We start from the raw sequence: 16,975 nt of genomic DNA on the forward strand, positions 1-16,975 counted from the left end.
ACAACCCGCTTGATGGCATTTTCACGAAGGGCTTCGATGGTGCGGCAGCGAGCTGTTGCCGATGTCCTTCTAGCGTGTTGCGACGGCGCTGCAGACCTATCGCGCAATTCTTTCCAATGCCTTTCGGGCGGGGATTTCCTTGATCTCCCGATGTCATTAGAATCCTCAGACAAGTGAAACCGGGGAGCCGTCCCCGCGAGAGAGCAGGCCGTGATGAGGCCGACAACAAGATGGGTAACGAATGAACGTGACCGATTTGACTCAGGCCATTCAGGGCGGACTGATTCAGCAAGATCGGCTGGTCAAGACGGACATTCCGTCGCTGCCGGCCAACACCATGGTGCCGTGTCGTGTCCTGACCGCGTCGGAACTCGGGCGTGACTTCAGCGTGACGCTCGACATGATCTCGACGGCTGGTGACGTCGAACTCAAGGCGGTGATCGCGCAGCCGATGAGCTTGTGGATCCAGCAGGCGGACCAATCCTATTTACCGATCAACGGCTATGTGCATACCGCGCGACGCCTCGGTGCAGACGGCAGTTTTACTGCCTATCAGTTGGTTTTCGCGTCGTGGATGCATTTCCTGCGATTCCGCAGCGACATGTGCTATTGGCAAGATCGGAGCGTCGACGCAATCATCACCGACGTATTCAATCAGCATCCGCAAGCCCAAGGCAATTTCCAGTTTGCCTTGTCGAAAGCGTTGCCATCGCGGTCGTATTGCCGCCAGAGCGAATCCGACTGGAATTTCGTCCATCGACTGATGGAAGAGGAAGGGTTGTTCGGGGTTTGGCGGCAAAGTAAAGACGGTAAGTCGCATATGCTCGTCGTGACGGACGATATTCATTCGCTCGAACCAGTATCGTCGAATCCGGTCCAGTTCTATCGATCGGGCACCGGCAGCGAGGTCGACGCGTTCACTCAGTGGAGCGGCTCCCGGACCTTGCAGAGCACGACCCATACGACGCGCACGTTCGACTACAAGACACCATCGACCGCTGCCAATCCGAAAGAAACGACATTGCCGACGATGGCCGGCCAAGGAGCACTACCCGAGCAAGCCGAAGTCTACGAATACACGGGAGCCTATACCTATCCCCAGCAGGATCGAGGCGAGCACCTGTCGAAGATCCATCTGGAGGAGTGGGAGTCGCAAGCGAAACGTTTCTTCGGCGTGGGCGGCGTTCGAGGGGTCGATGCGGGCCTGCGGTTCGAACTGACCGGTCATCCGGAGCACGATCGGGATTCGGCGACTCAACGTGAATTCGCTGCGATCAAGGTTCGACGGTACATCGAGAACAATCTGCCGCTGTCGAATCAGGAGGCGAGCTTTCCACATAGTTTGCAACGCGCACTGGCGCTGGCCAAGACGGGCTATGCGGGGGAATCGGTTCCCCATGATGATGGTTCGGCTGGTTTTTTTCTGGTCGAGGTGGAGGCGCAGCGCACGACGGTCCCATATCGCAGCCCGTTCGAGCACAAGAAGCCGAAAATGCATCTCGAGACGGCGATCGTCGTAGGGCCTCAGGGTGAAGAGGTGTACACGGACGAATTGAACCGTGCGAAGGTGATGTTCGTCTGGGATCGGCAAAACCAGGGCGATGCCGGTGCGTCGTGCTGGGTGCGGGTCGCGCAATCGGATACGGGGGGCGGCTACGGTGGCGTGCACATGCCGCGCATTGGCGAGGAAGTCGTCATCGGTTACGTCGGTGGTGACTGCGATCGCCCGATCGTGCTGCACCGCGTGTACAACGGAAAGGTCAAGCCTCAATGGCATAGCAACGGCATCCTGTCGGGATACCGATCGAAGGAGTATTCGGGAGCCGGCTATAACCAGATGGTGATGGACGACGCAACTGGCCAGAACCGGGTCCAACTGATGAGCAGCAGCGCGAATAGCATGCTGCACCTCGGCTATCTGATCGATCAAAGTGGCAACTCGCGCGGTGCTTACCTCGGCAGTGGCTTCGATCTGCGTACCGACGACTACGGCGCGGTGCGCGCTAGCCGTGGCCTGTATGTCACTACCTATCCCAAGACGATCAGTAGCCAACCGCTCGATGTGAAGGAGACGCAGCAACAGCTCGTCAATGCCGAGAGCGTCGTCGAGTCGCTTTCGGAAGCGAGCGTGCAGCATCAGGCCGAAAGCCTGCAGGATGCGCACGATGCGATGCGGGCGCTGACCGATGCGACTCAGAACAGCGCGAGCGGCGCGCTCGGCGCGGGGGGCAATACAGCAGGCGGGGGGACCGGCAGCGCCAATACGTTCCAGCAGCCGGTGATGGTGTTCGGCAGCCCGGCTTCGATCGGCTTGTCGTCGCAGCAATCGGTGCATGTGGCGGCGAACCAGCATGTGAACCTCGTAAGTGGGCAGAGCGTCAACGTCGCGGCGGGCAAGTCACTGGTCGCGAGCGTTGCCGAAAAGCTGAGCCTGTTCGTCCAGAACGCCGGCATGAAGCTGTTCGCGGGGAAGGGCAAGGTGGAGATTCAGGCGCAGTCGGACAACATCGAGTTGGTGGCGCAGAAGACGGTAAAGGTGCTGTCGGCGACAGATACGGTCAACTTCACCGCCAAGCAGGAAGTTTTGCTGACCAGTGGCGGTGCCTACATCCGAATCTCGAACGGGAACATTGAAATTCATGCACCCGGAAAGATCGACGTGAAGGGCGGCTCGCATAACTTTTCGGGGCCAACCCGCCTGGATCCGGCATTTCCTTCGTGGGTGGCGTCTGACGGCAAGCCGAAGCGCTCGACGCCCTTTTCCGGATAGCGCCTGGGCGCTCGACAAGGCGTGCGTAGCGCGCTACGACACCGCGAATACAATCAGGAAACACAGAGCATGGCAGCTGATACTGGTGACACCTTGACCGCGATTTCGCAATGGGCTTATCCATTCCCACAAAAGGATGCTAGCGCGGCAATCGATCCGGACGCTTACCTTGCGGCGCTGCAAGGCAGCGATGGTCCGTTTCCCCTGGGTTTGAATGGCCTCTGGCACGGTGGAATTCACTTCGATCAAGAGGGTGGTTCGTCCGCCTCCGGCGACCTCGATCACAGCGGTGGCGTGCGCTGCATTGCAGATGGCGAGGTGGTGGCGTATTGCCTCGATAGTGACTACCAGCGATTGACTTATCCGGACCAGTCGACAGCGCTGTATTCGCGCAGCTTCACCTTGGTCAAGCACAAGCTGACCTTGCCCCCGGTGCCGGCGGGTACCTCCAACGGCGCATCGAATACGCCGGCTTCGTCGAACAAGCCGAGCACCGATCCGGCCGACTCTCTGGTGTTTTTCAGCTTGTACATGCACTTGGCGCCCTGCAAGGTGTACAAGCATTCGGAGCAGGACAAGAACAAGAAGACCTGGCCCGGATACTACAACGCCGAATCGATTTACACGGTCAAGTCCACGTATACGGTCAATGCGAAAGACGCGCTAGATCAGCAGGAAAACGTCAAATCTGGCGAGCCGATCAAAGGCATTCACGTGCATCGCGACAAACGCGGGCATCCCGAGAAGAATCTCGGCATCTTGCCGTCCGGCAGCAAGGTCAAGATTCAGCGCCCCGCGCGTGCGCCGAAGGGCTGGGGACGTATCGAAGCGATCGTGTCCGGTGAAATCGCGCCGATCACGCCGGGCGGGACCGTGGAAGCCGATGCATCGAAAGGCTGGGTCTATCTCGCGGCGTTCGATGACGAGATCAATCCGGCTGCGCTCGACAAGGCCTACGTGCTGCCCAAGCCGATCCGCATCGGTGCGGGCGAAGTGATCGGCTATCTGGGCGAGTATCAGAATGTGCAACATGCGTCGACGTTGCCGCCCAGCCCGCAGCGCGCCTTGCTGCATGTCGAGGTGTTTGCCGGCGACGACCTGCCGGCGTTCATGACTCGCAGCGTGGCACGCGCGGCTCAATTGACGCAGGAGCCGAAAACTCAACTGGTATTGGAGAAGGGCGCTGTTCTGTACGGCTATAAGGCGGAAGGTGATCTGACCTTGCCGGAGAAAACCATCGTCACACCTACCAAGGATTCACCTGAACGCGGTGCGTGGACGAAGGTGCAGATCAAGGGGAGTGCAGACACGACCCCGTACTGGATTCAGCGCAGCGAGTTGGATGGCAAGGGCACGCGCAAGGCGTGGCGTGAGTTTCCTCTGTCGACGGCGAATACTCCCGCTGGCACGAATGATTACTTGCGCGTGGTCAATATCGGCGGGCTTGTGGAGTTCGTCGACGATAAGAAGCACAGCTGGTATCAAGTCGATGCAGGCGATGCTGGGCAAAAGACCGTAAACGGCTTCGTCTGTGCCTCGGGGCAAGCGCATGTGTCGTTGCAGAATAAATGGGCTTGGGCAGGCTTCAAGTTGCTGTCTTCGAACCTGAGCACGGCTGATCTCTACAAACGCTTTTTGCATCTGAAAAACGACAACGGCACCGCCGAGGAAAAGACTGCGTTCGAGGCCAGCTTCAATAGCGCCAAAAGCGATGCGTTGGTCACTCAACTCGATGAGGCCTTGATGTCGGCTGAGCACCGTCAAGGCAGGGTTCTCGGTGAGGATGTACTGAGCGCCCTGCGAGACAAGTGGCGCGCCAATCGCGTCGATCACTTGGTGGTGAAGTACGAGAGCGAATGGGGCGGGCAGATGAGCAAGTGGGATGCGCTCGATCCGCTGATGCACGACGGTTTGCCTTATTGGAAGGTTGAGAAGGATCGGATCAAGCAGTTGCAAGTGTGGGATGCATGCAAGGGAGCGCTGAAGCCTTTGTCGGGGCCGAGCGTCTATCATCTGCATCCGGTTGGATTTGTTGGGAACTTTCTAGTCAGCGGAAAATGCGATTGTGCTGGGTCGAAACTTGATTTGGCGAGTATGAGAAGAATCGCGACAATTTGCGGGGATGCAAAAATCAATGAGTATCTTGATCCGATAAATCAAGCGTTCATTGATTATAAAATCAATAAATGCATGCAAAGGGCGTATTTTATTTCTCAAATTTTAACTGAGAGTGCAGAATTTAGATATACGAGAGAGCAGTCCAAAAATAATGCTCCTCTTGAATATGATCCGTGGCGAGGTCGCGGATTGATTCAGCTTACGCATAAAGAAAATTACGATGCGTACCAAAAATATTCGGGGGAGGATGTCACGTCTGGGATGGCTGCTATCGAGAAAGTCGAAAAAACACCTCATTCCGTTTTGTCTGCGGCTTGGTTTTTCGTTGATCATGTTGATTTGCTCAAGCCTAGTGAGGATGATGATTTGATTTGGGTGACTCGTATTATAAATGGCGGATTCAATGGATATGACAATAGACTTAAATATCTAAATCGTTCCATTAAGGTTTGGGGGTTGGAAACTTGTGCAAAATTGAACCGCAATGGGGTGTACCGGTTCGAGGAGAGTCGAGCTTATAATGAAAAGCGTGCTTCTTTTGGCTGGGGGCATTGGCACGATCCTGATTCAACGGTATCAGGTACACCCAAAGATAAGGACGAAGCCATCAAAGGGTTTAGGCGATATCTTGAGCTTGATGATGCTGCGGGCAAGCCGGTAGACAAACATGGAAAACCGAAAGACCAAAATTGGTATCACACTGCTATTGTGCGACCACATGTTGAGGCGCGACTGGCAGCGCTAACTAAGTCTTGATGAGGAGTCAGGTGTGAATAAAAGGAATTTATTGACTTTTGTTTTTGTGTGTTGCTTCGCTTTTAGTGGATGGGCGCTAGCATCACCTGATAAAAATAAAATTACTGGTGATTTTGAAGGGGTTGGGAAATCCGGGGTTTTTACTTCGGAGTTGGTGTCTGGCGGCTTGAGTGTTCAATATTATTCGCCTTCGTTGCAAAAAACACTTTCGTACCGTGTCGAAAATTTCGATGAATGTAGCATGATGGGTATGTATGTTGTTCCTCATACTAAATTGTTGGCTATTGATGGCAGCTGTTCTAGTCAAGGTGGTCAAATATACCGATACATTTATAGGTGGAGTGTCGACTATAAGAATTGGTGTTTGATTCGACAAATAAACGGAGAAAAATCTGATGTTACCTCTGGAACAGTAGTGCCGACGGAAGATGTGCTGCGAGTGAGTGGGTGTGCTCCGATGGGGAAAGTAGATTCACTGACGTATGAGTCGAAGGATCGGGTGAGAAGCGAAATTCAAGATGAAATCAAGGATTTCAAAAAAGCGGCTCAAACGCCATCATCACTTGAAGGATATGTTGTTAATATGCCTGACTTTCAGGTTGCAGAGTTTGCGGGAAGTATTGATGCAAGAAATGTTGAAGATATTAATAATTTGGCTTTTTATCTTGGGAGATATAAGCGATCTGGTGATGCGGTAGAAATTCTGCAGTCACTGGTGAAGAGGTTTCCAGATCGAACCGTGGCTCGGCTGAATTTGGCGGATGCTTATTGGGATATCGATGCTAAAGATTTGGCTGTTCCGCAGTATCGGGAATATAACAGGCAAATGAATGCGAAAGGTCTATCTGCGAAAATTCCTCCTCGATCATTGGATAGAGTGAAGTAGTTTTTTGGGAGTCATTGTCGGAATGCACACCGCTCGCATCGGCGCGACGATCGCCACCGCCTTGTTACTGAGCAATGTGGCTGGCAAGCCAGTAAGCGCCGCCGCGCCATCGACAACGCTCCGGTTCGCCCTGCCTGGCGGAGCAGCGATTCTCTATAGCAAGGCTTTGGATCCTCAAACACCCTTGTCCCAGCGTTCGTGGCAGCAGGCCGTATTCCATCTCCCGAACGGCACGAAGTTCCGCCTGCAGCCGAGATCGGGTGAATCGGACTCAGACGGTACACAAATGGAGCCGCCGAGCGACAGCAATATCTCGCCATCTGGCCAATACGTCATCATTGGACGCATCGAATCCGGAACGGTCTCATTGGGGCCAGGGCAAGCAGAATCTGTTATGAGTAGAGAATACTGTACTGCCGTCGAGATTCGCACCGGTTGCATCACTGCGGACCAAACCGGTGAGATATGCGGGGCGGGTTGGCAAACAGGGCAACCCGCACAGTGGGGAACCGATGATCAGACGAGTGTGATGCTGAAAGATGACCGTCCGTCGGCAAGCCGATTGCTGCGGTTCATCAGCTCCGGTCAGCCGCCGCGATCAGTAATCGACGACGACTCCAGCGCTGATAATGTGTTGCGTTGTGATCCACCATCCTCTACCAATCGTGTTGCCTATGAGCGGATTGTGAGTGCCTTGCGAGCGGCGGGTATGAAAAACGGTGCGGGGCTACTCGACGCCGCTTTGTCAAATAAAGGGGAGGCTCCGGTGAGCACATCGGGGCCGGCAGCAACGGTAAGCGAGCATCGTGCGGCGACCATATCGGTACAGAAAGCAACGCTTTACGATGCACCTGATGAGGCTCGTGTGAGCCGAGCCTATCTGGTCAGAAACGATACAGTGATAGTGCTTAAGCAATTTCCGACCAGCTGGGCTTATGTGGATTACATCAATTCCTCCGGAAAGCACTTGCTTCGATGGATCAAGGCCGATGACCTTGCGATCAAACCGTGATGTGAGGAGGCGGGCACGATGGGGCTCGACATGCACTGAATGACTCCGTCAGGCCTGCTGTGCAGATGGCTCGCTCGAACAGATCGAGCCATAAGCCGATATGCAAATCGCATAGGAGCCGTTGATGGCAGCGAACGGATGATAAGCATGAAAAACACATTTCTTATGCTTATCTCCACGGCCCTTATGCTTTTCTCGGTGAAGGTGTTTGCCGATGGCGATATGACTCTATCGGCAAAGCAGATTCGCCCCGGCTGTTCCGTTGTCGTACACAAGGAATATCCGTCCGGGGTCGATCCAAACATCAACTCAGTCGCGTTTGATCAGCAACTGCGCTGGAAGTGTGATGGTGCTTCGACAGTCAAGATCGGGACGATCGAGGCACAAGGTAGTGGGCCGGAAATCGTCACGGTCTTCTATCGACCCAATGAGGTCCTTGTCTTGGCGCGCTGGCGTTCAGATGCAGCCAGCGCGGATTTCCACGGGGACTTCTATCAGGTCAGTGCATTTCGTCTTGAGGAGGTCGGCAAGCAGGCTACGTTCAAGGCGGTGCTGGCCGTCACCAAGGCGTTTGGCGATGGCTACGATGGCTTGCTTGATGGAAGACGGTCACGTTTCCCTACAAGAATGCTGCATCGATCCGTACACGCTTGAGATCACTCGGTCTGTGATTGGATCACGATGCCCCAACGATGCGCGCGTGGTCACACGACTCGCGCGCGTCGTCGTTTCCAGATCTCGCCTACTGCAAACTCCCCCAACGCGCCACGGCCGGCTCTGCCGAAGCCCAGGTCCAAGCAGCACCCTGCGGCGCCTCGCAGGCACTGGCGATATACCAATCCGCCTTGTCGCCATCCTTCACCGAGAACGCGAATTCCTTGCACAGCGCCAGCGGCGTCGAGAACGCGCGCGTCACGCGCACCTCGCCCTCGCCGTTGTCGATCGGGATGCGGTTCTTGACCTTCCACGGCGCCACCTGACCCACCGCGAGCCCGCCCGCGGTGCTGGCGATCACATCCTGCTGGCCCGCCTGGAACGCCTTCATGGTGCGATTGACGGCTTCGTCTGTCGCGGCCTGCACGGCGATGCCCACGCCGATGCCGATCGCCGGATTGGCGGTGACGAGGCCGGTGGCCGCGCCCGCCAGCGCGCCGCTGGCCGCGCCCGCCGAGCCGCAGCCGGGCAGCGTCGCGACGCCCGTCGCGAGCGCGCAGACGATCGCGACGGTGCGCAGCGCGATCATTGCAGCGCTCCCCAGCGGCCGGTGGCCGGCTCGGCCGAAGCCCACTTCCATTTCGGTCCGTCGCGGCAGATGGTGGCGACGTAGAACGACGCGCCGCTCGGGGCAGGGGCCGTGGCGGCCGCCGGCGCCGATGCTGCCACAGCCCCGGACGCCGCCGCGGACGAGGCGCCGGCTGCTGCCGCGGCCGCCTTCTTCGCATCGCTGTCGACCGAGAACACGATCTCCTTGCAGTCGAGCGGGCCCACGCTGATCAGGCGGCTGACGGTCACGCGGCCGAACTCGTCGTCCTCGATCGGCACCGTGTGATGGGTGGACCAGCGCGCCACGCCGCCCACCTCGAGCGGGCCGGCCGCGTCGGCGATCTGGCCTTGCGAGTAGGTATGCGCGACGCGCTGCGTGTACTGCACGCCGGCACGCGCGGCGGCCACCACGCCCAAGCCGATGCCGGTCGCCACTGCCGCGTTGTTGGTCACCTTGGCGGCCACGGCCGCGCCGGCGATACCGGCGCCCGTGGTGGCGCCTTCGCTGTAGAGGGAGTTGCAGCCGGAGAGCAGCGTCGACAGCAGCGCCGCGCCGGCGAGCGTCAGGCTCGCCGCGCGACGTGCCGGCCGCCCGGGCCTTGCAGTGCGTGAATTCATGCTGGATGCGGTCCTGTCTGGTAACCGCCGCGCCCGCTCCTGACGGCGCGGCACCGGCCGCCATTGTGGTGCAGATATCCGACCCGAATTGCAAAAGATGGATAAACGTTTGCGGCGCCGATCGGCGCACAGTGTCATACAAAAGCGTCGGCGAGGGTCGCATCGTTACAAATTGAAGGTAATTGTTACCTTCGCAGGGATCGGGCCAGCCTACACTCGTTCGTCACTGACTGTTTCCACGGCACGCCGCACAGCTCAATGAGACACCCTGCCATGCGCCGCACGCGGCGCAACCCCCGACCGCAACACGGCGAAGGCGCGAACCGCCCCGCCATGCCCACCGGGCCGTCTTCTCCCGCGCCCGCCGGCGCCGTGCCCGAGGCACCCGCCGACGGCGATCACAACCAGGGTGGCGCGCGTCCCGAAGGGATCGACTACCAGCGCGATCTGGGCTCCGAACAGGACGCCTGAACGCTTCACCGCTTGCCATCGACCTTGCCTTGGGCGACGGCGTGTCACGTACGCGCCTGCGCCGCGCTTGGCCGTCCAGTCGGCATGCGAGATCGAGAAGCGAACATCGCGCCGTCGCGCCGGGCACAGCACCTGCTCGCGACATCAGGCATCGGCGTGTTTCCTTGCGCCGTCCCCATCAAGCACAGGAGGTCAAGCCGTATGAGCAGATTGATCGTGGTTTCGAATCGCGTGGCAGCCGGCCAGGATACGCGTCCCTCGGCAGGTGGTCTGGCCGTGGGCGTGCTCGACGCGCTGCGGCAATCGGGCGGCGTCTGGTTCGGCTGGAACGGCGAGATCGTCGGCGAGGCGGGCGAGCCGGTGATCGAGCGCGAAGGCAACGTGACCTATGCGACGGTCGGCCTGGCGCGCCGTGACTACGACCAGTACTACCGGGGTTTCTCGAACGCGACGCTGTGGCCGGTGTTCCACTACCGCATGGATCTCGCGCGCTTCGATCGCCAGGAGTACGAAGGCTATCTGCGCGTCAATCGCACGCTGGCCACGCAGCTGAGCAAGCTGGTCGAGCCCGACGACATCATCTGGGTCCACGACTACCACCTGCTGCCCTTCGCGCACGCGCTGCGCGAGCTGGGCGTGCGCAACCCGATCGGCTTCTTCCTGCACATCCCGTTCCCCGCGCCCGAGGTGCTGCGCACGGTGCCGCCGCACGACGAGCTGGTGCGCTTCATGGCCGCCTACGACGTGGTCGGCTTCCAGACCGAATCGGACAAGCAGTCCTTCGTCGATTATCTCGAGCGGCGCGGGATCGGCACCGCCTCCGAGGACGGGGTGCTGCACGTGCATGGCCGGGTGGTGAAGGTCGGCGCCTATCCGATCGGCGTCTATCCCGATGCGATCGCCGAGGCCGCGGTCCAGCATGCGCAGCGCAAGCCGGTGGCCGCGCTGCGCGATGCGATCCGCGACCGCAAGCTGGTGATGAGCGTGGATCGCCTCGATTACTCGAAGGGGCTGGTCGAGCGCTTCCAGGCCTTCGAGCGCATGCTGTCGAACGCCTCGGGCTGGCAGGGGCGCGTGTCCTTCGTGCAGGTCGCGCCGCCGACCCGCTCGGACGTGCAGACCTACCAGCGCATCCGCCAGACGCTCGAACGCGAGGCGGGCCGCATCAACGGTCGATTCGCGCAGCTCGACTGGACGCCGATCCAGTACCTGAACCGCAAGTACGAACGCAACCTGCTGATGGCGCTGTTCCGGCATGCCCACGTCGGTTATGTCACGCCGCTGCGCGACGGCATGAACCTGGTGGCCAAGGAATACGTCGCCTCCCAGAACCCGGAGGATCCGGGCGTGCTGGTGCTGTCCGAGTTCGCCGGCGCGGCGGCCGAGCTGCCGGGCGCGCTGATCGTCAACCCGGCCGATCTCTCGCAGATGGCCGATGCGCTGGAACGCGCATTGTCGATGCCGCTCGGCGAGCGGCGCGAGCGTCACGGCAGCAATTTCGCCGCGCTCAAGCGCAACGACCTGGGCGTGTGGCGCGATTCCTTCCTGTCGGACCTGCGCAGCGTGGCGACCGCCGCCTCGATCACGCGGCGCGTGGGCCGGCGCGTGGCCGATGCGTGACGAATCGAGCCGATAAGGCCGATGCAGCATGAAGCAACGACGGCACCGCGAGGTGCCGTCGTTTTTTACATGGAGAGGGAAGAAAGGCTCGGCCCGCGAACCGTCGTCGCGATCAGGCCGTTTGCGCGGGCGGCGTCGCGCCGAGCCGCAGCAGGCTCACGCAGGCCGCGATCGCCGCGAACACGGTGGCCACGTAAAGCGCGAGGGTCGGCCCGTGCTGCGGCGCGACGCTGAAGATCAGCGCGACGATCGCCGCGCCCAGCGTCTGCCCGGTCAGTCGCGCGGTGCCGAGCATGCCGCTGGCGCCGCCGCTGCGATGGCGCGGCGCCGAGGACAGGATGGTGCGATTGTTGGGCGACTGGAACAGCCCGAAACCGGCACCGCACAGCGCCATGCGCCAGACGATGTCGAGCGGCGCCGGATGCGAGCCCAGCATCGCCAGCGCGAGCAGCCCGGCGGCGAACAGGCCCAGGCCGATGCCGCCCAGCATGCCGGCCGAATAGCGATCCGAGAGCACGCCGGCCAGCGGCGCGGCCACCATGATCACCAGCGGCCAGGGTGTCATGTAGAGCCCGGTTTCCACCTGCGAGAGCCCGAGCGTGTGCTGCAGCCAGAATGGCAGCGCGACGAAGGCGAGCATCTGTGAGGTGAAGGAGGCGATCGAGGTGCCGATCGACAGCGCGAAGATCGGGATGCGCAGCAGGTCGACCGGCAGCAGCGGCGCCGGCTGACTCAGCTGGCGCCGCACGAACACGTAGCCGAGCCCCACCGCGCCGATCGCGCCGGCCGCCACCAGCGCGTGGTTCTGGCTGTGGCCGAGCCCGTCGACGGTCATGATCACCAGGCCGAACACGCAGGCGTTCAGCACCGCGCTGAGATAGTCGTAAGGCGCGTCGTGGCCGCGGTTCGGCGGCAGCGCGCGCAGGCCGACCGCCACCGCGGCGATGCCGATCGGCACGTTGATCGCGAACAGCCAGGGCCAGTGCGCCACCGCGAGCACGGCCGAGGCCACGGTCGGCCCGACCGCCGAGGCCAGCGCCACCACCATCGCGTTGAGCGCGACGCCGCGGCCGAGCAGGCGCGTGGGATAGGTCATGCGCACCAGGGCGGTATTGACGCTCATGATGCCGGCCGCGCCGAAGCCCTGGATCACGCGCAAGGCGGCCAGCGAAGCCAGCGAGTCGGCCAGCGCGCAGCCCAGCGAGGCCACCGTGAACAGCATCAGGCCGCCCAGGTAGACGCGCCGGTAGCCGATCCGGTCGCCGAGCGCGGCCAGCGGCAGCAGGGAGATGGTGATGGCGAGCTGGTAGGCGTTGACGACCCAGATCGAGGCGGCATCGCTGGCGTGAAGATCGCGCGCGATGGTCGGCAGGGCGACGTTGGCGATCGCGCTGTCGAGCACCGCCAGCGTGATGCCGAGCGCGACGCAGACGATCGCCCAGTAGCGTTGAGGAAGGGGCAGGCCGTTATCTTCGGCGTTCATGGCGTGTCTTGGCACGAGGCGGCTGTGCCTTCGTGGCACGGCCGCTGGTCGATCGGTTGCGGGCGCAACCGGTTCGCAGTTCTCGGACGCGGTGGCGCGGGATGGGTGCCGTCTCTCGGCGGCACGCGGCTGGCGGCGGCATCGGCCCGATGCCGCCGTCGGGAACAGCGGGCTTACTTGAGTGCGTAGAGGCCGGTATAGCTGGCCGAGGCGATCTCGTTCAGGTGGATCATGAAGCGAGCGATCGCGTTGGTGGTGTCGGGCGTGATCGGCAGACTGTCCACCTTCAGCGCGTGCACGCGGAAGATGTAGCGATGGGGCTTGTCGCCTCGCGGCGGCGCGGCACCGCCGAAACCCTCGTCGCCGTAGTCGTTGCGAACCTGCACGGTGCCGGCCGGCAATTGCGCGCCGCCGGGGGCGCCCGCGCCGGTGGGCAGGCTGGTGGTGCCGACCGGCAGGTTCACGGCCACCCAGTGCCAGAAGCCGCTGCCGGTGGGCGCGTCGGGATCGTAGACGGTGACGGCCAGGCTTTTCGCCTCGGCCGGCACGCCTTCCCAGCTCAGCGCCGGCGAGAGGTTGTCGCCGTCGACGCCGAAACCTTCGTGCCGGTACTCCTGGGCTTTCGGCATCAAGCCGTTTTCGGGAAATGCGTCGGTGCGCAGCCGGAATTCGGCCATGGGCGTCTCCAGGATGTCGAGTTGGACCAGGCGCGTCGCCGTGCTGGCGGCAGGCACCGCCATGCCGACGCGAACCGGGCGAGTGTATCACCGGCATTGCGAATGCGACGTGTCGCCGGGGCGCCCCGCGCCGCCTGGCTCAGCCCTCGAAATCGAGCCCGCCCAGCAGGATCAGCGGCTCGCTCTGCGTGCGCGAGCCGAAGTCGATGCCGCGCGCGTCCTCCCAGTTCGGCAGCTTGCGCGAGAGTGCGTCGAGATAGTGCGCAAAGCGCGTGCCGTCGTCGGCGCCGACCAACTGCTCGATCTCGTCGGTATCCCAGGTCATGGTGAGGTTGAGCGGGAATGTGTAACCGTGCAGGCCGTGCAGATGCTCGTGGGAGGTGTTGACGATATCGACGTGGGTCGGGTGGCCGTGCCCGCCATAGGGACGTACCGTGGCGGCGACGTGCGGGCCGAGCAGGGCCGTGATGCGTTCGGCGATGCGCGGTGCGAATTCGGCGTCGAACCGATGTGCGATGTCGGGGTTCATGGCGGCGCCTCGGGGATCGAAAGGGATCGAATATCCCGAAAATGCTAGCACGCGACCCCAAGCCGCGCCTCACCTGGCATGGCACAGGCTTACGCGGTGGTCTCCCCCGGTTTACAGGCGTAATCCGGCGTTACCACTTGCTGCACCTGTTACGGCCGAGCCGTCCCAGAATGGTCTCCATCACGTACCACCTTGAGTGGAGAGCAACATGATCAACAAGAAAATCGTCGCGGTGCTGGTGACTGCCGGTGCGCTCGTCGTCGCGGGTCCGGCTTCCGCCCATGGGCGTTGGCACGGCGGGCATGGCGGCGGCGGTGGCGCCGTGGTCGGCGCGCTGATCGGCGGTGCGGTGCTGGGCGCGATCGTCTCGTCGGCGCTGGCGCCGGCTCCCGCATATGCCGCGCCGGCCTACGCGGCTCCGGCCTACCAGGAACCGGCCTACCAGCCGGCCCAGTATCAATACCAGCAGGCTTATGCCGGCCCGCCCCCTGGCACCTGCTTCGATCGCTACCGCAATGTCTATGTGGCTTGCGGTCCGCAGCCGGCGCCGGGCTACTACCAGCAGCCGGGTTGGTAAGCCGCTGAACGGCACGAGACGGCGCGCGTCCTGCAGGGCGCCGCCGGTCTTCATTCAGTCGCGGGAAATACGCAGCGCCCGCTCCGGGTTTCCGGAGCGGGCGCTGTTTCGTTGGCGGGGCGGTGATCGCCTGTCGAGCAGGCGCCGCCGGATACGAGATCGGCCGGCAAGGCCGGCCGATTCACTGATACATCTGGTTGCAAGTTGCGCGCGCCGGCCTCAGTGGCCATGGCCGCCGCCACCGCCGTGGCCGCCGCCGCCTCCGCCGCCGCTCCAGCCGTTGCCGCCGCGTCCGCCGCCGCCATGCCAGCCACCGCCGCCGCCGTGCCAACCGCCGCCGTTGCCATGCCAGCCGCCGCCATTGCCGCGCCAGCCGTTGCCGCCGTGCCAGCCGCCGCGATCGCGCCAGCCATGGCCCCAGCGGTCGCCGCGATACCAGCCGCCGCCACCGCCGCCCCAGACGTTGACCGTGCCGTAGACAGGCGCATAGCCGGGGCCATAGGCGTAGCCATCGGTGTAGTAGGGATCCGAATATCCGTAGTAGCCGTCGGGGGCGGCGACGCAGCCTGCCAGGGCAGCCGCGATCCCGAGCGTTCCAAGCAGTCTCAGCATGTGGGTTCTCCAGGGTGCTGTTGATTAGGAAGGAACGACTTGGCCAAGTTCGGGACCAATTGTGTCAGGAGATTACAATCGCGTAAGTCCTGCCGCGCCGGTGTGTCACGCACCGGCATCGTGCGGCGGCGCGCATCCTGTTTCTGGTTACTTCCACCGTTCGATCAGGAGATCCGCATGCCTTGTCCGACCCGCTTGTCCTTCGTCGCTGCCGCAGCACTCCTTGCCCTCGGCACGGCGCGTCTCGCCGTGGCGCAGGGCGAGGCGCCCGCGCCCGCATCCGCTGCCGCGCCGGCCGCCGCCAACGTCGACCTGAAGGCTTATCCGGCGCCCGCGGCCGGCATGCAGCGCGCGGTGATCACGCTGCCGCCCGCCGAGCTCGAGGAGGACGTGCGCGTGCAGGTGATCGTCGGCAAGACCATGCCGGTCGACTGCAATATCCGCAGCTTTCCGGCCCGCCTGCAGCACGAGACCGTGTCCGGCTGGGGCTACCCCTACTATCGCGTGACCGATATCGGGCAGGTGGTCTCGACCATGAAGGCCTGCCCGCCCACCGCCGCGCCGCAGACCGAATTCGTGATCGCGCAGGGCGACGGCTTCCTGCTGCGCTACAACAGCCGGCTGCCGGTGGTCGTGTATGCGCCGGTCGGCTACGAGGTGCGCTACCGGCTCTGGCAAGGCTCCAACGAGGTCGGGCGCGCGGTGGTGCGCTGAGCCTCGCCATCATCCCCCATCGCTGCCTTCAGTGCAGCGAGCAGTTCAGCCAGTTGCGGATGCGGATCGCGTCCGCGATATGGTCGCGCGGGCCGGGCGCGTCGAGCAGCACCACGTCGACGGGCCGCGCGCCGATCTGGTAGCGCATCACCACGCAGTGGCCGGCCTCGTTGATGAAGCCGGTTTTCTGCAGCGTGATGCGTCGATCCCCGCCGCGCACCAGCGCATTCGAATTCACGTAGCTGAGCTGGCCGTGCCCCGGCCTCACGATCCGCGCGCGATCGGTGGAGAAGGCGCGGATCGTCGAATAGCGGTTCGCCGCCGCGACCAGGTGCGAGAGATCGCGCGCGGTCGAGACATTGCGCGGCGACAGCCCCGTGGCGTTGACGAAATGCGTGTTGCCCATGCCGAGCGTGCGCGCCTTGCGGTTCATTGCCGCGACGAAGGCCGGGCGCCCGCCCGGGTAGTCGCGCGAGAGCGCAGCCGCCGCGCGGTTCTCCGACGACATCAGCGCGATATGCAGCATGTCGCGGCGCGACAGCGTCGAGCCCACCTTCAGGCGCGAGCCGGTGAACTTGATGGTGTCGCGGTCGGCGCCGGTGACGCTGATCCTGCGTGCGAGCGGTGCGTGGCGATCGAGCGAGACCACCGCGGTCATCAGCTTGGAGACCGAGGCGATCGGACGAATCTGACGCGCATTGCGTTCGAGCAGGACCGTGCCGGTGCGTTCGTCGACCACGTAGATCGCGCGTGAGCGCAGCAGGCGCTTGGTGGCCGGCGTGTAGCCGCAACTGGCCAGCAATTGCGGCCGGGCGCCGGCGCTGGCGGCGGCAGCGGCCTGGGCGGCGGCGGCGCGAGCGCTGGCCGTC

Annotated in this window: 16 protein-coding genes; 9 read left to right on the forward strand and 7 right to left on the reverse strand. The window is 62.4% G+C overall.

Going from position 1 to position 16,975, the window contains the following annotated elements; all coding sequences use genetic code 11:
• The first annotated feature begins 241 nt into the window (after positions 1-241).
• From F3J18_RS12095 to F3J18_RS12115, 5 genes are all read left to right on the forward strand, one after another.
• Complete coding sequence (locus F3J18_RS12095) at positions 242-2,770, forward strand: type VI secretion system Vgr family protein (protein WP_166912919.1); 2,529 nt, start codon at positions 242-244, stop codon at positions 2,768-2,770.
• Between the two features lie 69 nt (positions 2,771-2,839).
• Complete coding sequence (locus F3J18_RS12100; protein WP_166912920.1) at positions 2,840-5,644, forward strand: hypothetical protein; 2,805 nt, start codon at positions 2,840-2,842, stop codon at positions 5,642-5,644.
• 13 nt (positions 5,645-5,657) lie between these two features.
• The gene (locus F3J18_RS12105) at positions 5,658-6,530 is read left to right on the forward strand and encodes a tetratricopeptide repeat protein (RefSeq protein WP_166912921.1); all 873 of its coding nucleotides are present in this window, start codon (positions 5,658-5,660) and stop codon (positions 6,528-6,530) included.
• Positions 6,531-6,552: 22 nt separating this feature from the next.
• The gene (locus tag F3J18_RS12110) at positions 6,553-7,542 is read left to right on the forward strand and encodes a hypothetical protein (protein ID WP_166912922.1); all 990 of its coding nucleotides are present in this window, start codon (positions 6,553-6,555) and stop codon (positions 7,540-7,542) included.
• A gap of 147 nt (positions 7,543-7,689) precedes the next feature.
• Complete coding sequence (locus F3J18_RS12115) at positions 7,690-8,196, forward strand: hypothetical protein (RefSeq protein ID WP_166912923.1); 507 nt, start codon at positions 7,690-7,692, stop codon at positions 8,194-8,196.
• 88 nt (positions 8,197-8,284) lie between these two features.
• Here the strand turns inward: F3J18_RS12115 and F3J18_RS12120 are convergent, their stop codons facing one another.
• A complete protein-coding gene (locus tag F3J18_RS12120; protein WP_166912924.1) occupies positions 8,285-8,785 on the reverse strand; it encodes a hypothetical protein in 501 nt (166 codons plus the stop codon).
• The gene (locus F3J18_RS12125; protein ID WP_166912925.1) at positions 8,782-9,423 is read right to left on the reverse strand and encodes a hypothetical protein; all 642 of its coding nucleotides are present in this window, start codon (positions 9,421-9,423) and stop codon (positions 8,782-8,784) included. The genes F3J18_RS12120 and F3J18_RS12125 overlap by 4 nt, the downstream gene beginning before the upstream one ends.
• Positions 9,424-9,681: 258 nt before the next feature.
• On the opposite strand from F3J18_RS12125, the gene F3J18_RS12130 reads away from it, so the two are divergent.
• Together F3J18_RS12130 and otsA are read left to right on the forward strand one after the other, a co-directional pair.
• Positions 9,682-9,894: a hypothetical protein gene (locus F3J18_RS12130; RefSeq protein ID WP_025096587.1), complete on the forward strand. Its 213-nt coding sequence runs from the start codon at positions 9,682-9,684 to the stop codon at positions 9,892-9,894.
• Positions 9,895-10,095: 201 nt separating this feature from the next.
• Positions 10,096-11,514, forward strand: a complete 1,419-nt coding sequence (gene otsA, locus F3J18_RS12135) for an alpha,alpha-trehalose-phosphate synthase (UDP-forming) (protein ID WP_025096586.1) — start codon at positions 10,096-10,098, stop codon at positions 11,512-11,514.
• Positions 11,515-11,626: 112 nt separating this feature from the next.
• On the opposite strand, the gene F3J18_RS12140 is transcribed toward otsA, so the two are convergent.
• The 3 genes from F3J18_RS12140 to F3J18_RS12150 form a co-directional block, all read right to left on the reverse strand.
• Positions 11,627-12,997, reverse strand: coding sequence for an MFS transporter (locus F3J18_RS12140; RefSeq protein WP_025096585.1), 1,371 nt, complete (start codon positions 12,995-12,997; stop codon positions 11,627-11,629).
• Positions 12,998-13,170: 173 nt separating this feature from the next.
• Positions 13,171-13,674, reverse strand: a complete 504-nt coding sequence (locus tag F3J18_RS12145; protein ID WP_025096584.1) for a YbhB/YbcL family Raf kinase inhibitor-like protein — start codon at positions 13,672-13,674, stop codon at positions 13,171-13,173.
• Between the two features lie 139 nt (positions 13,675-13,813).
• The gene (locus tag F3J18_RS12150) at positions 13,814-14,203 is read right to left on the reverse strand and encodes a DUF5594 family protein (protein ID WP_025096583.1); all 390 of its coding nucleotides are present in this window, start codon (positions 14,201-14,203) and stop codon (positions 13,814-13,816) included.
• A gap of 208 nt (positions 14,204-14,411) precedes the next feature.
• Between F3J18_RS12150 and F3J18_RS12155 the strand changes: the two genes are divergently transcribed.
• Positions 14,412-14,780 carry a hypothetical protein gene (locus F3J18_RS12155; RefSeq protein WP_029949158.1) on the forward strand — a complete coding sequence of 123 codons (369 nt, stop codon included), beginning with the start codon at positions 14,412-14,414 and terminating at the stop codon, positions 14,778-14,780.
• A gap of 219 nt (positions 14,781-14,999) precedes the next feature.
• Here the strand turns inward: F3J18_RS12155 and F3J18_RS12160 are convergent, their stop codons facing one another.
• Positions 15,000-15,392, reverse strand: a complete 393-nt coding sequence (locus F3J18_RS12160; protein WP_166912926.1) for a hypothetical protein — start codon at positions 15,390-15,392, stop codon at positions 15,000-15,002.
• Positions 15,393-15,569: 177 nt separating this feature from the next.
• On the opposite strand from F3J18_RS12160, the gene eco reads away from it, so the two are divergent.
• On the forward strand, positions 15,570-16,106 hold the full coding sequence (gene eco, locus F3J18_RS12165; RefSeq protein WP_025096580.1) for a serine protease inhibitor ecotin: 537 nt from the start codon (positions 15,570-15,572) through the stop codon (positions 16,104-16,106).
• A gap of 28 nt (positions 16,107-16,134) precedes the next feature.
• Here the strand turns inward: eco and F3J18_RS12170 are convergent.
• Positions 16,135-16,975: serine hydrolase (locus tag F3J18_RS12170; RefSeq protein ID WP_166912927.1), on the reverse strand; the 841-nt coding region annotated here is incomplete at its 5' end.

The sequence above is a fragment of the Burkholderia sp. Ax-1720 genome (assembly GCF_011753035.1).
Taxonomy (GTDB): Bacteria; Pseudomonadota; Gammaproteobacteria; order Burkholderiales; family Burkholderiaceae; genus Burkholderia; species Burkholderia gladioli.

Excerpts from the sequence above, each read along its gene's own strand:
- F3J18_RS12160 (WP_166912926.1), bottom strand. The coding sequence starts at position 15,392 with ATGCTGAGACTGCTTGGAACGCTCGGGATCGCGGCTGCCCTGGCAGGC.
- otsA (WP_025096586.1), top strand. The coding sequence starts at position 10,096 with ATGAGCAGATTGATCGTGGTTTCGAATCGCGTGGCAGCCGGCCAGGAT.
- F3J18_RS12150 (WP_025096583.1), bottom strand. The coding sequence starts at position 14,203 with ATGAACCCCGACATCGCACATCGGTTCGACGCCGAATTCGCACCGCGC.
- F3J18_RS12115 (WP_166912923.1), top strand. The coding sequence starts at position 7,690 with ATGAAAAACACATTTCTTATGCTTATCTCCACGGCCCTTATGCTTTTC.
- F3J18_RS12155 (WP_029949158.1), top strand. The coding sequence starts at position 14,412 with ATGATCAACAAGAAAATCGTCGCGGTGCTGGTGACTGCCGGTGCGCTC.
- F3J18_RS12095 (WP_166912919.1), top strand. The coding sequence starts at position 242 with ATGAACGTGACCGATTTGACTCAGGCCATTCAGGGCGGACTGATTCAG.
- F3J18_RS12140 (WP_025096585.1), bottom strand. The coding sequence starts at position 12,997 with ATGAACGCCGAAGATAACGGCCTGCCCCTTCCTCAACGCTACTGGGCG.
- F3J18_RS12100 (WP_166912920.1), top strand. The coding sequence starts at position 2,840 with ATGGCAGCTGATACTGGTGACACCTTGACCGCGATTTCGCAATGGGCT.
- F3J18_RS12120 (WP_166912924.1), bottom strand. The coding sequence starts at position 8,785 with ATGATCGCGCTGCGCACCGTCGCGATCGTCTGCGCGCTCGCGACGGGC.
- F3J18_RS12130 (WP_025096587.1), top strand. The coding sequence starts at position 9,682 with ATGAGACACCCTGCCATGCGCCGCACGCGGCGCAACCCCCGACCGCAA.
- F3J18_RS12145 (WP_025096584.1), bottom strand. The coding sequence starts at position 13,674 with ATGGCCGAATTCCGGCTGCGCACCGACGCATTTCCCGAAAACGGCTTG.
- F3J18_RS12110 (WP_166912922.1), top strand. The coding sequence starts at position 6,553 with ATGCACACCGCTCGCATCGGCGCGACGATCGCCACCGCCTTGTTACTG.
- F3J18_RS12125 (WP_166912925.1), bottom strand. The coding sequence starts at position 9,423 with ATGAATTCACGCACTGCAAGGCCCGGGCGGCCGGCACGTCGCGCGGCG.
- eco (WP_025096580.1), top strand. The coding sequence starts at position 15,570 with ATGCCTTGTCCGACCCGCTTGTCCTTCGTCGCTGCCGCAGCACTCCTT.